This is a genomic window from Staphylococcus sp. FW104-15G4D, from assembly GCF_058790135.1.
Window position 1 is genome coordinate 141,461 of record NZ_JBYTCH010000002.1, and the last position, 12,349, is coordinate 153,809.

The following is a 12,349-nucleotide window of genomic DNA, read 5'->3' on the forward strand; positions in this document are numbered from 1 at the left end:
TCATTTGCAAAACCATATTTTGATACCAGGATTGATGACAATACACCTATGTAAGTCATTTCAAAAATTTATCTCATCATCTTAACTCAATTTATTTATCCATGATTTTTACGCCATTTTGGGTACCTACAATCACTTGATCAGTCATATCGAGAAAATATCCTGTTTCTAATACTCCTGTTAAATGAATCAAAAATTCATGCATTTCATACGGATCAATGCCTTCTGGTAAATTACAATCTAATATATAATTTCCATTATCTGTTGTAAATGGAACGTCTTCATTCACACGTCTATTCACTTTTACGCCCTTAATACTCTCAATCTTTTTGGAAACTTGATACCAATTAAATTTATCAACTTCAACTGGTAAAACAAACGTTTGACCTAAATAGTCAACGATTTTATTTTCATCGGCAATGACAACAAACCTTTCAGCCATTTCATCAATCACTTTTTCTCTGAACAGTGCACCGCCCCCACCTTTAATAAGGTTGAGATTTGGATCAACTTCATCTGCACCATCTATAGCAAGATCAATTTTTTTTACGTCGTTGACTTCAACAATGTTTATATCTAACTCCTTGGCAAGAAAAGCAGTTTTATTTGATGTGCACACGCCTGTAATTTCGTAATGATGTTGATGAATCAACTCAGCAATTTTAGGTACTAACAACTCAATAGTACTTCCTGTACCGATTCCGAGTGTCATACCATCTTTTATTTGGCTCGTTACATCATCTAATGTCATAAGTTTAAGTTCTTTTACGTCTTTCATTAGCCGAAAGTCTCCTTTTCTCTTTAATCCTTAATATTATTTTACATGACTTTGTTTATTTTTGAATACCCGATTATTTTTAAAAAAGTCTGTACATTATTACTTCATCAATTTTTAAATTTTTGAAAGTGTTGCTGAAACAGCCTTTATATTTTGAGATAATAAATAATTTTAAAACTAAAAAATCGGATACTACTGCTATAAAGCAATGTATCCGATATGAGTTACTTTTCATTGATTTGATAACTTGTTTTAGAAAAATATGGTGTATGGGGGTTTAAAATTGATTGTGCTTTTTCTCCATACATATTAATGTCATTAGGAATATGTTGCGTTTCTACTGTGAAACCAGAATGAGATTTATAAATATTAAAATCGCTGTCCCAATTTTGAGGTTCGTTAAATGTAAATATAACCATATTGGGCATGTCCGTTTCGATCAGAAGTTCAAACTCTTTATTATCTATAGCAAGTTGTTGGTCACCCACTTCAAATGGATGATCTAAACCTTTATAACGTTGCATTTGTTCTTGAAGCTTTTGATTCGTACTATCAAATATATCTTTAAAGAGAATGTGTTCGTCTTCAAATATTTGACTAAAGTTGAGTGGCTCATCGCCTGTCACGATATTTTCATCATCAAGTGTATACATCTTTAACGATGAACTGGACATTCGATGATTATCAACCACATTGTTATCACGATTTAAATTAAAATATACATGGTTTGTAGGGTTGAATAATGTCCTTTTCGTTGATTCAGCTTCATATTGTACAGTCCATCGATGGTCAGCATCATATGTATGCGTTACCTTAATAGTCATATCTCCAGGATAATGATCTTCCATTTCTTTAATTGTTGTAGTGAATATAATTTTAATTTGTCCAATTTCATCAATAATTTCATAATCAAAGATACGTTTATCCAGACCTTTGGAACCACCATGAATATGATGTGGGCTATCATTGTTCTCTAATTCATATGTATGTCCATCTAACTTAAATGATGCATCTTTAATCCTACCTGCATAACGACCAATTGTCGCACCAAAGTTAAATGGATTTTCAAAATAGAATTCATCCGCTTCTACTACATTCCCTAAAATAATGTTATTGTCATGATATTTCCACGATACAATTCTAGCACCGTAGTTCGAGAATACAATTTTTGTTTCATCATTATCGATTTTAATTAAATCAACATCATGTCTTTGATGCTCAACTTCAACTATCATTACATAATCTCCCTTTCAACCACGTTAAATTAAGCTCTGCTAGGTAATAACATGACAAGCACACCGATGATACATATTATAGCGCCTATAACATCATATTTATCTGGCGATTGTTTATCTACTACATAAGCCCAAAACAGGCTCATTATAATAAATACGCCTCCATAAGCTGCATATACTCTACCAAAAGTAGGAAATGATTGAAACGTTGCAACCACGCCGTAAAGTATGAGTATGATGCCTCCCATTAAACCTAGCCAATATGTATGGCCTTCCCTTAACCATAACCATATTAAATAGCCTCCGCCAATTTCACAAAGGCCTGCTAATATAAAAATAAATACTGGATAAAACACGATACAATGCACCACCCTATCAAATAGTCTCATTCTTTATTGTTTAGAGGTAGATAAACTCAAAAGAAATTTATTTAATATGTTAAGTTACATTGTATCAATGTTAAATTCTATAAATCTATCATTAATTTAACGACGATGTTTTCACTTACATATTGTTACACTTTTTCTTTTATTATTCCATAGGTTAACCACATAAAAAGCCAAATATTTGATGAAAATTCAAATACTTGGCTTTACTGAGTTATTTATTTTTAATGAGTCGATGTATAGATTTAAATAATCCTTTCTCAAATGTGAGAACAGAATCTTTATATGTTTTTACTGCTATCCATAATAATAAGATAATCACAATCACTGATAACCCCATGCTGACAATAATTTCCCATATGTCTAGATCAGATGATTGAGATCGTACTAATAATTCGAACGGTGCTAAAAATGGTATAAAACTTGTAATCTTAGTGAGTAACATATCTGGCTTCATGATACTAAATATCGCGATGTAAAATGCAATCATAGCTAATAATGTTAATGGCATTAAAGTTTGATTCATATCTTCAATTCTTGAGACGAGCGATCCAAGAATAGCTGCAAGCAACACATAAGAGAAAATACCTACAATCAGACATAGCCAGCTCACAACAATAATTTGCCATGCAAGGTGATTCATTTGTATATCAAAGTTTTTGAACAATTTCTTTAAATCAAATGCAAATATACATATTAATGCCGTAAGAATAATCATGATAACTTGAGTGAAAGCAACAGCAATTACTGCAGCAATTTTAGCAAGTATATGTACAACTGGTGAAACACTTGTAATTATCATTTCTATCACCCGTGATGTTTTCTCCGTAGCAATTTCCATTGCCACTTGACCTGCAAAGTTGAAAATGATGAAAAATATTAGCATTAATGTTGCGTAAATCAAAATGTAATTTAGCGTTTTTTGGCCAGAATTTAATTGACTATCTTCTTTATCAGACATGATTTTACTATCTACTTGACTTTGCGATTGCAATTGTTTTAACTCTTTTTGGCTTAAGTCAAGCTTTGAGGCAACTAAATGAGATTGCATTGTTGTTAATACTTCAGTAAACCGCTGTTTATCTTCAACATCAACATTGTCCTTACTTAATATAGTACCTGACAATTGATTATCTTTATTTTGTTTGACTATATAGGCTCTATCTAATTTTTCATTTTTAACTAACTTTTCTGCTTTGGTTTTACTTACTTTTTTAAATTTCGCGTCATCTTCAAGACTATGTCCTTGTTGCTTTAACACTTTATATATTTGTTCATTCTGTGTAACTATACCTACTTTATCTGGACCATGATCAAATAACCCCATAATTTTATCTATGTTTGAAAGTCCAACCATGAGCACAACAACGATGGCCATAAATATAATAAATGCTTTTGATTTAATTTTACTCATATAAGTGAGTTTGAATGTTGACCAAAATTTACTCATGTAGTTCACCTACTTTATCGATAAATATATCATTAAGCGATGGTTCTAAGACTTGAAAACGTCTCACGTATCCTTGTTTAATTACAGTATTATAAATCTTTTCCGCAACCGCTTCATTTTCAATCGTTAAACGAACATCATGTTTACGATGCTCCTTTTTCAAGATTCCTGGTATATCATCAAGACCATCTATCTGGTGATCTGATTCGACGATAACTAATTTATTACCATGTTCAGAGCGAACTTTCTGTATATCTCCTGAAACAACAAGTTGTCCTTTATCAATAATACAAACGTCATCACATAGTTCTTCAACGTGCTCCATTCGATGTGAGCTATATATTATAGTAGATCCTTTATCATTTAAATCTTTAACTGCACGTTTAAGTAATTCAACGTTAACGGGATCTAGCCCACTAAAAGGTTCATCTAAAATAAGTAATTCTGGCTCATGAAGCATACTTGCAAGTAATTGAATTTTTTGTTGATTACCTTTAGATAAAGATTGAATACGTTTCTTTCGATTCTCAGTAATTGCAAATCGCTCTAACCAATAATCAATACGTTGTTGAATATCTCTACTTGATAAACCTTTTAAAGTGGCAAGATAAGTGAGTTCTTCCTCTACAGTCATTTTGGGATGTAGGCCACGCTCTTCTGGCAAATAGCCAACTTTGTTATACATATGTTTGTTAATATTTTTCCCTTCATATGTAATATGGCCTGTTGTTGTTTCACTTAAGCCAAGAATCATGCGAAATGTCGTTGTTTTTCCCGCACCATTTCTCCCTAAGAATCCCAACATTTTCCCCTTATCAAGTCTTAGCGAAATATCATTTACTGCTGTAAAATCTCCAAATTTCTTGGTGACATGTTCAATTAACAAACCCATCGTTTCTACTCCTAACACTAAAATTTCTATTTTGAATTCTTTTTCAATATAACATTATTTAATTGCATAATATAAGTAAACTTCATAAAATTAATAAACTTTACAAATAATTTTGAAAGCCCTATCATTATTCACAAACAATTCATCGTTAAATAGACGTTGATTATCTTCATAAAATAAAGGGGTTAGTAAAATGAGCTACAGTATTGGAATTGATTATGGCACCGCTTCTGGTCGAGTGATTCTGGTGGATACATCAAATGGCGATATTATTTCAAGCTATGAAGAGACATATCCTCACGGTACTATTGCTGAATCACTATACGGGGAAACGTTACCGCGTAATTATTTTTTACAAAATGCTGATGATTATCAGTACATACTTGAAAATGGTGTTACGCATGTATTAGAAGAAAGTCAAGTGAATAGAAATGAGGTAATAGGAATTGGTGTAGATTTTACAAGTTGTACTATTGTATTTTTAGATGAACATTTCGAACCTCTACATAGACATGATAATTTTAAAAGTAATCCCCATGCATATGTCAAATTATGGAAGCATCATGGGGCTCAAGATGAAGCAACACAAATGGTTGAAGTTAATCAACAAGAGAATCAGAACTGGCTTGATTATTATGGTTCAAGCGTCAATAGTGAATGGATGATTCCGAAAATACTTGAAATGAAACATAAAGCTCCTGAATTGTTAGAACACACTCATTATATTATGGAAGCTGGAGATTACATTACCAGTTTACTTACATATAAAAATATACGTTCCAATTGCGGTATAGGTTTTAAAGGCTTTTGGAATAGAGAAAATGGTTTTAACTATGCGTTTTTCGAAGCTGTAGACAAAGATTTACCTAATATTGTAAAAGAAAAATGTGAAGCACCAGTAATTAATATTGGAGAAAGCGCAGGCACTTTAGCTGAATATTATCAGGAATTGTGGGGACTTCCCTCTCAAGTTCAAATTTCTCCATACATGATTGACGCACATTCAGGCGTTCTAGGAGCAGGTGCCATTGAACAAGGCGAATTCACAGCTGTTATTGGAACGAGTACCTGCCACCTTATGCTAGATCCTAAACAAGAACCTATTCCTGCAATTACTGGTTCAGTAAAAGATGCTATTATACCCGGTTTATATGCCTATGAAGCAGGCCAAGCCGCTGTTGGTGATCTATTTAGTTACTCAGAACAACTGGCTCCAAAGTCAATTACTGATACTGCCCTTGAAAGTGATGTCCCCTTACTTGAGTACTTGGAAGAGTTAGCAAGTAATATTAATGTAGAAGATCAACATGTTATAGTACTTGATTGGCACAATGGTAATAGAAGTATTCTAAGTGATAGTCACCTTACAGGTAGTGTGTTCGGTTTAACATTACAAACACCTTTCGAAATGATTCATCGTGCTTACTTAGAATCTACTGCCTTCGGTACAAAAATGATAATGAATCAATTTGAAGACCATCATATTCCTGTTCATACCGTTTATGCTTCTGGGGGTATCCCTAAAAAAAGTAAACTCTTAGTCGATATTTACGCCAATGTGTTAAATAAAAAAGTAGTTGTGCTGGAATCATCAAACGCAACAGCATTAGGCGCTGCTATGTTAGGCGCAAATGTTGGTGGTGCTTATTCGACGCTTAAAGATGCTGTAGAGCATATGAAGCAACCTATTCATTACGTTAAAGAACCTGAAAGCGAAAAAGTGAAAGCTTATAAAAGACTCTTTGATAAGTATCGTCAACTTCATGATATTCTTGGACGTGAACATCCAACTTTATCTTATATACACAAATAATAAATAGTGGTCAAAGTAGATATTTTACTTTGACCACTATTATTTTAAGCTTTTTTTATCTTGTGTACTTTGAATAAAGCAATGGCTATAAAAATGACAATTATAAGAAGTGTAATCAAAGGTGCATACGGCATATGGTGCATAACCACTGAAATGATGATATCTACAATGGATATGATTAATAATGCAGGTAATAACCATATACAATTTTTGGCATATTCCATTTCTATTCTCATTCGTTCATACTCATCGCTAAAATTGTATTGAGGGATTAAATTAAGTAACCTATCTGTGGTATTCAGCTTTTCCTTAGCTGGTGCGGTAGGTGTCTTTGATACTTTAATCCTTTTATCACTGAGTATCAAAATTATAAATGGTACAATAAATGGAGTAATTTGCGAAAATTGAAACCTATCGATATGGCCCTTAGTTACTAAAGGCACAATGATTAAATTTACTAAAAGTAAATAAATGCTAGTAATACCGAAAGCTATCATACGTTTTTTTAAACTCATTTTTTTAAGCCACTTTTTCTCTTCTTCATTTCTAACATATATTTCTTTCGATTCTTCACTATACCCATTTGTCATTAACATACATGCTAATACGATGAGACAAAGTAATACACCTATTAAATAAGGTGATAAATAAGACCTCTCAACATCAAAAATAGCTTCAAAATATAACAAAGCCAACATTAAAATAGATACAAGGGCACTTATTTTGGCAAATAAGCGATTAAATTGTTCTAGTTGATACTCGTCTTTGACATTGAATAGCTTGCTAACCATTTTTATCCTCCCAAAACAAATCGTTCAATGTGACATTGAGTTCTTTAGCGATGTTTATACATAATTTCAAAGATGGATTATATCTATCATTTTCTATCATATTAATCGTTTGTCGAGAAACGCCTACTGCTCGGGCTAAAGCAAGTTGCGATATTTTTTGATGTGCTCTATATTGCTTTACTCTATTCAATGTTACAGCCCCTTTTCCTCAATCATAATTACTTTTATCATAATAAAATGAACAATGAATAGTCAATTATATACGACATCCTTACCTAAAAAAACGACCTCATAAAGAGATCGCTTAAAATTTGAAATTATTCATCTTTATCTAATGGATTATGATTTTCGCCATCTAAACTATGATTGAAATCTGTAAATTTAGGACTCGGACCATACTTATTAGTTTCTTTTTTACTATTTAAACATGTCATCACTAAAACATAAATTGAGAAAACCCAGATGAATATATTTAATATCATAATAAAAGTTAAAGCATATCCATTTTCAGACGTATTAGGATTTTCCACAATAATATTAGATATGATATATATGATAAAATTGGCAACAATAAAACAAATAGGTATCAACATTGAAAGTGACAAATCATGAAATCTACGCACTAAAATAGCTAAATTGGGAATTAATGTTGCGAGTGAATAGATTAGATACCATAAACCACCTATAATAAGACACGCTCCACCGAAGAGAAGACTACCTTCTTTATTACTTATTGCACCAGAAATAATAAAAACGTACCCAAGAAATAGTCCTATGATGCCAGGAATCATAAATATTAAATTCCACAACATAGCATACCAAAATTCACTACGTCTTGAGCGTCCTTTGAAGTTCACATAGTTAGACCAAAATAATTTAAGCGCTTGTCCAAATCTCGCTTTTTGTCGCATATTTAAATCTCCTTTATGCTCTGTTATGTAAAAGTGTTTTAAATTTATTTACTCTTTGATAAATTAAGAAGAGTACACTTGGAAAGTAACTAGCATTTTGAGTATATCAAAACATAAGTTTAATCAAAATATATAATTAAATTTATTTCTCAATTTAAAAAGTCAAAAAGAATTCTTATTATAAATTTCTAAGGTGAGATCACAGTGGACTTTATTAATAAACAAACGATTCAAACAGCAAAAGATTTATTAGGGGTTAAAATCATATATCAAGATGAATACCAATATTATTCTGGTTACATTGTAGAAACTGAAGCCTACTTAGGTTTTAAAGACAAGGCTGCACATGGTTATGGTGGAAAGCAAACTCCCAAAGTCACCTCACTATACAAAAATGGTGGGACCATATACGCACATGTCATGCATACTCATTTATTGATTAATTTTGTTACTCGCACTAAGGGTGTTCCAGAAGGAGTACTCATTCGTGCAATTGAACCAGAAGACGGTATTGAAGCAATGAAAGCTAATCGTGGAAAAACTGGATATGAGATAACTAACGGTCCAGGTAAATGGACTAAAGCTTTAAATATACCAAGAGCTATCGATGGCTCAACATTAAATGATTGCAGATTATCCATAGATACTAAAAACAGAAAATTTCCTAAAGAAATAATTGAAAGTGGAAGAATAGGCATCCCAAATAAAGGAGAATGGACTGATAAACCCTTACGTTATACTGTCAAAGGAAATCCCTATGTATCACGAATGCGTAAATCAGACTTTCAAAACCCAGATCATACTTGGAAATAATTAGAAAGCGAGGAACTCGTTAAAAGCATCCTCGCTTCTTTGCATTTAATTCACTTTAATATCTCCTGAATCATTAAATAATTGTAGTTTTTTACTACCATTACCTACTTTTTTATCTTTTAATTCCCTTAACCCTACATAAGAATCACCTGAATCATTATGTATTTTTAAAAGGGTATCTTTAGGCTTTTCTTTATAATGTAATGAAATATCTCCTGAATCATTTTTAATATTTGTATTTACATCAGGTTGCATTTTTTGCAAATTAATATCTCCTGAGTCATTGATCAATTTTATAAGTTTTTTGGAATTAATATTTGATGTTGAAATGTCTCCTGAATCATTATTCACATAAAGCTGATCAAACTTACCTTTGTTAATTGATATATCAGCTGAATCAGCATTCAATTTTGCTTTTTCAACATTAATATTATTTACTTTTAAATCTCCATCACTCGCATTCACAGACAATTTATTAGTTTTTTTAGGAACTGTTATAGTGATATGATTTTCGACATTATTTAAAGGCCTAAAGTTAATCACTGATTCTTTAGTTTCTTCTTTAAGAATCCACTGTTTATCTTTAATGTAACTCTTAACTTTTACATTCTTATCATCACCTCTAGATGTTACTGAGAAGTGATTTCCTTTTTTGATTGTAACATCGCTCATGTCAGAATTGACTTCAATCGAGCGAATATCTTTTTTATATTTTTTTGAGAGATTTGTCGTTACTTTATCGTTGTAGCTATCTTTTTTTTCAAGTTTTTCTCCTTGTGCATACAGACCTATACCACATATAACAACTAAAGCAAAGCCAAAAATAAATAATGTGATAAGAAATTTCTTCATGACTGAACACTTCCTTTCACAACTGAGACATTCCATTTTAGATATTTCACAATCATAATATATATCCATTTAATAATATAAATAGTTATAACTACGACCATTAATCCAATGCCGAACATTAGTCCAGCCATAAAAACATCGTAAAGAATAATTGAACTAAAACCATCAATAAATCCTTTAACAATTAGCATTATTGGTGCACCTAGCATTGAAATAGTGAAGAGAATTAAAGATACAATTGCAAAAAAGATCATGACAGCGGGGAACAATATAATAAAGAAATTGAATAAACTGAGTCCCATAACTGCAATAATCGCAGAAAAAATATTACTTATTGAGCTATTACTTTTTGCTCTCTCGACCGCTGCAGTAGCTCTTAATTCTTTTGCAATAGATTTTGGATTACCTAGTTCTTGAGAAATCTGTTCTTCAGATTTCCCTTCTTGTTTTCCACTATAGAAATGTGTTTCATACTCATTTAGAATATCTTGCTTCTCATCATTATTGATATGTCCTAAATATCTCTTTAGTAACTTTAAATAATGATCTTTATTCATTTGCTTCACTCTCCTCTATAAATTGATTGACTGCTTTAGAGAATAAATCCCATTCATTTTTAAGTATGTCTAATCTTTCCAGCCCTTGTTCAGTAAGACTATAATACTTTCGAGATGGACCTTCTGATGATGGTTGATAATAAGTAGCAAGTTCTCCACTTTTGACTAAACGTCTTAACAATGGATACACAGTCCCTTCCGCAATAGTCATATAGCGTGAGATATTTTGAACTAAAGAATACCCATATTGATCTTCTTTTTTAATAATTAATAAGACAATTAACTCTAGAGCGCCCTTTTTAAATTGAGTGTTCATGTATCTACCTCCTTTATGTATTATTCAGTATTGAACAATACACAGTAGTTGTTATAACTAATATAGCACCCACTACTGTACATTGCAAGGTAATGATTTTTAACATTATGTAAATTTAACGTGCATTTTTTAATTTATTGTTAAACTTGTATTTAATTCAAATTAAAATGTTCTGAATACTAGATATATATAAATAATATTATTTGATTTCCTAGATTTATTTAAATTCTACATGTATAATGGTTATTATGGCTTTTTATAACGCTTACATAATTATATAGATTAAGTATTAAACATAGGTTTTGGGACTACTTCTAAGGGGGCATTTTTATGATAGAGTTAGATGCAATCACAACCTTGTGTTTAGCATGTGTTCTATATTTAATCGGACAATCAATCATTAATCATGTATCGATATTAAGGAGAATATGTATACCTGCTCCAGTTATAGGCGGTTTACTCTTTTCAATTCTCGTAGCCATTCTTGATTCTTTACATATTGTTAAAATCAAACTCGATGCATCATTTATACAAGATTTCTTTATGTTGGCCTTTTTCACTACTATTGGTTTAGGCGCATCATTAAAGTTGTTTAAAATTGGCGGTAAAGTCATGCTTCTTTATTTCATGTTTTGTGGAATCATGGCGATATGTCAAAATATTATAGGTGTATCTCTCGCTAAAATTTTAAATATCCAGCCTTTATTAGGGTTAACTGCTGGCTCTATGTCAATGGAAGGTGGACATGGTAATGCAGCTGCATACGGTAAAACAATCCAAGACATGGGTATTGATTCCGCTGTAACCGCAGCACTTGCTGCCGCAACACTAGGTCTTGTTTTTGGAGGATTAATCGGCGGACCAGTTGTTAAATACTTAATAAAACGATATAACCTTACTCCAGAACATCGTGATGAATCATATAAGAATTATGGTGAAGTAGAATATAACCAATCACTTCATAATAAATTTAAACCAACACAAATATTTTTCATTCAATTTACAATTCTAGTATTTTGTATGGCTTTAGGGACATATATCGGAGATACATTCACTCACATGACTGGCGTCAACATTCCTATGTATGTTGGTTCAATGTTTGTTGCCGTTATCATTCGAAATGTATCAGAATTTGCTGGATTAAACATTGTTGATTTAAAAATTAACGACCAAATTGGTGATATCTCACTTGGTATCTTTTTATCTTTAGCATTAATGAGTATTCAGCTTACCGAAATTTATTCACTCGCTATTCCTTTAATCATCATTGTATTGATACAAGTCGTCTTCATGGTACTATTCTCTATCTTCGTATTATTCAGAGGACTAGGTAAAGACTATGATGCTGCAGTAATGGTTGGTGGATTTATTGGTCATGGTTTAGGTGCGACACCTAATGCAATGGCTAACCTTGACGTTATTACTAAAAAGTATGGTAGCTCACCTAAAGCATATCTTGTAGTTCCTATAGTTGGTGCATTTTTAATAGATCTAATCGGCGTTATTATTGTAATGAGCTTTATACAATTTTTTAGTTAATACGTAACCTCTAATA

The 12,349-nt window shown here is 31.7% G+C and carries 14 protein-coding genes; 3 read left to right on the plus strand and 11 right to left on the minus strand.

The window, feature by feature from the left end:
- Window positions 1-91 precede the first annotated feature (91 nt).
- The 5 genes from AC3WQX_RS07120 to AC3WQX_RS07140 all read right to left on the minus strand — a co-directional run bounded on the left by AC3WQX_RS07120 (window position 92) and on the right by AC3WQX_RS07140 (window position 4,741).
- A complete protein-coding gene (locus AC3WQX_RS07120) occupies window positions 92-778 on the minus strand; it encodes a ribose 5-phosphate isomerase A (RefSeq protein ID WP_023351260.1) in 687 nt (228 codons plus the stop codon).
- A 224-nt stretch (window positions 779-1,002) separates the two neighbouring features.
- Window positions 1,003-2,013, minus strand: coding sequence for an aldose epimerase family protein (locus AC3WQX_RS07125; protein WP_049428336.1), 1,011 nt, complete (start codon window positions 2,011-2,013; stop codon window positions 1,003-1,005).
- Between the two features lie 29 nt (window positions 2,014-2,042).
- Entirely contained in the window at window positions 2,043-2,369 is a 327-nt protein-coding gene (locus tag AC3WQX_RS07130) for a YnfA family protein (protein ID WP_002432587.1), read from the minus strand.
- Window positions 2,370-2,613: 244 nt separating this feature from the next.
- A complete protein-coding gene (locus tag AC3WQX_RS07135; RefSeq protein ID WP_213667922.1) occupies window positions 2,614-3,849 on the minus strand; it encodes an ABC transporter permease in 1,236 nt (411 codons plus the stop codon).
- Complete coding sequence (locus AC3WQX_RS07140) at window positions 3,842-4,741, minus strand: ABC transporter ATP-binding protein (RefSeq protein ID WP_047796619.1); 900 nt, start codon at window positions 4,739-4,741, stop codon at window positions 3,842-3,844. The genes AC3WQX_RS07135 and AC3WQX_RS07140 overlap by 8 nt, the downstream gene beginning before the upstream one ends.
- 193 nt (window positions 4,742-4,934) lie before the next feature.
- Between AC3WQX_RS07140 and AC3WQX_RS07145 the strand changes: the two genes are divergently transcribed.
- Window positions 4,935-6,554, plus strand: a complete 1,620-nt coding sequence (locus AC3WQX_RS07145) for a ribulokinase (protein WP_070597499.1) — start codon at window positions 4,935-4,937, stop codon at window positions 6,552-6,554.
- A 44-nt stretch (window positions 6,555-6,598) separates the two neighbouring features.
- On the opposite strand, the gene AC3WQX_RS07150 is transcribed toward AC3WQX_RS07145, so the two are convergent.
- The 3 genes from AC3WQX_RS07150 to AC3WQX_RS07160 form a co-directional block, all read right to left on the minus strand.
- Window positions 6,599-7,345 (minus strand): hypothetical protein, encoded by a 747-nt coding sequence (locus AC3WQX_RS07150; RefSeq protein WP_227489903.1) that lies wholly within the window; start codon window positions 7,343-7,345, stop codon window positions 6,599-6,601.
- Complete coding sequence (locus AC3WQX_RS07155) at window positions 7,338-7,535, minus strand: helix-turn-helix transcriptional regulator (RefSeq protein WP_002453866.1); 198 nt, start codon at window positions 7,533-7,535, stop codon at window positions 7,338-7,340. Before AC3WQX_RS07155 ends, AC3WQX_RS07150 begins: the two co-directional genes overlap by 8 nt.
- Window positions 7,536-7,662: 127 nt before the next feature.
- The gene (locus AC3WQX_RS07160) at window positions 7,663-8,256 is read right to left on the minus strand and encodes a DUF805 domain-containing protein (protein WP_023351252.1); all 594 of its coding nucleotides are present in this window, start codon (window positions 8,254-8,256) and stop codon (window positions 7,663-7,665) included.
- 204 nt (window positions 8,257-8,460) lie between these two features.
- Here AC3WQX_RS07160 and AC3WQX_RS07165 point away from each other — a divergent pair, with 204 nt between their 5' ends.
- Window positions 8,461-9,069 (plus strand): DNA-3-methyladenine glycosylase, encoded by a 609-nt coding sequence (locus AC3WQX_RS07165; protein ID WP_023351251.1) that lies wholly within the window; start codon window positions 8,461-8,463, stop codon window positions 9,067-9,069.
- A 45-nt stretch (window positions 9,070-9,114) separates the two neighbouring features.
- Here AC3WQX_RS07165 and AC3WQX_RS07170 read toward each other — a convergent pair whose 3' ends face one another.
- From AC3WQX_RS07170 to AC3WQX_RS07180, 3 genes are read right to left on the minus strand one after another with little or no spacing between them, the layout of a single operon-like run.
- Window positions 9,115-9,921: a DUF4097 family beta strand repeat-containing protein gene (locus AC3WQX_RS07170; RefSeq protein ID WP_070597498.1), complete on the minus strand. Its 807-nt coding sequence runs from the start codon at window positions 9,919-9,921 to the stop codon at window positions 9,115-9,117.
- Entirely contained in the window at window positions 9,918-10,478 is a 561-nt protein-coding gene (locus AC3WQX_RS07175) for an HAAS signaling domain-containing protein (protein ID WP_002453870.1), read from the minus strand. Before AC3WQX_RS07175 ends, AC3WQX_RS07170 begins: the two co-directional genes overlap by 4 nt.
- The gene (locus tag AC3WQX_RS07180; RefSeq protein WP_016898615.1) at window positions 10,471-10,794 is read right to left on the minus strand and encodes a PadR family transcriptional regulator; all 324 of its coding nucleotides are present in this window, start codon (window positions 10,792-10,794) and stop codon (window positions 10,471-10,473) included. The genes AC3WQX_RS07175 and AC3WQX_RS07180 overlap by 8 nt, the downstream gene beginning before the upstream one ends.
- Before the next feature lie 330 nt (window positions 10,795-11,124).
- On the opposite strand from AC3WQX_RS07180, the gene gltS reads away from it, so the two are divergent.
- Window positions 11,125-12,333, plus strand: coding sequence for a sodium/glutamate symporter (gene gltS, locus AC3WQX_RS07185; protein ID WP_002453872.1), 1,209 nt, complete (start codon window positions 11,125-11,127; stop codon window positions 12,331-12,333).
- The last annotated feature ends 16 nt before the right edge of the window (window positions 12,334-12,349 follow it).

What these genes read in the sequence shown, in the direction of transcription:
- AC3WQX_RS07135 (WP_213667922.1), bottom strand. Translation starts at nt 3,849, where the DNA reads ATGAGTAAATTTTGGTCAACATTCAAACTCACTTATATGAGTAAAATT.
- AC3WQX_RS07120 (WP_023351260.1), bottom strand. Translation starts at nt 778, where the DNA reads ATGAAAGACGTAAAAGAACTTAAACTTATGACATTAGATGATGTAACG.
- AC3WQX_RS07170 (WP_070597498.1), bottom strand. Translation starts at nt 9,921, where the DNA reads ATGAAGAAATTTCTTATCACATTATTTATTTTTGGCTTTGCTTTAGTT.
- AC3WQX_RS07160 (WP_023351252.1), bottom strand. Translation starts at nt 8,256, where the DNA reads ATGCGACAAAAAGCGAGATTTGGACAAGCGCTTAAATTATTTTGGTCT.
- AC3WQX_RS07175 (WP_002453870.1), bottom strand. Translation starts at nt 10,478, where the DNA reads ATGAATAAAGATCATTATTTAAAGTTACTAAAGAGATATTTAGGACAT.
- gltS (WP_002453872.1), top strand. Translation starts at nt 11,125, where the DNA reads ATGATAGAGTTAGATGCAATCACAACCTTGTGTTTAGCATGTGTTCTA.
- AC3WQX_RS07140 (WP_047796619.1), bottom strand. Translation starts at nt 4,741, where the DNA reads ATGGGTTTGTTAATTGAACATGTCACCAAGAAATTTGGAGATTTTACA.
- AC3WQX_RS07125 (WP_049428336.1), bottom strand. Translation starts at nt 2,013, where the DNA reads ATGATAGTTGAAGTTGAGCATCAAAGACATGATGTTGATTTAATTAAA.
- AC3WQX_RS07145 (WP_070597499.1), top strand. Translation starts at nt 4,935, where the DNA reads ATGAGCTACAGTATTGGAATTGATTATGGCACCGCTTCTGGTCGAGTG.
- AC3WQX_RS07150 (WP_227489903.1), bottom strand. Translation starts at nt 7,345, where the DNA reads ATGGTTAGCAAGCTATTCAATGTCAAAGACGAGTATCAACTAGAACAA.
- AC3WQX_RS07180 (WP_016898615.1), bottom strand. Translation starts at nt 10,794, where the DNA reads ATGAACACTCAATTTAAAAAGGGCGCTCTAGAGTTAATTGTCTTATTA.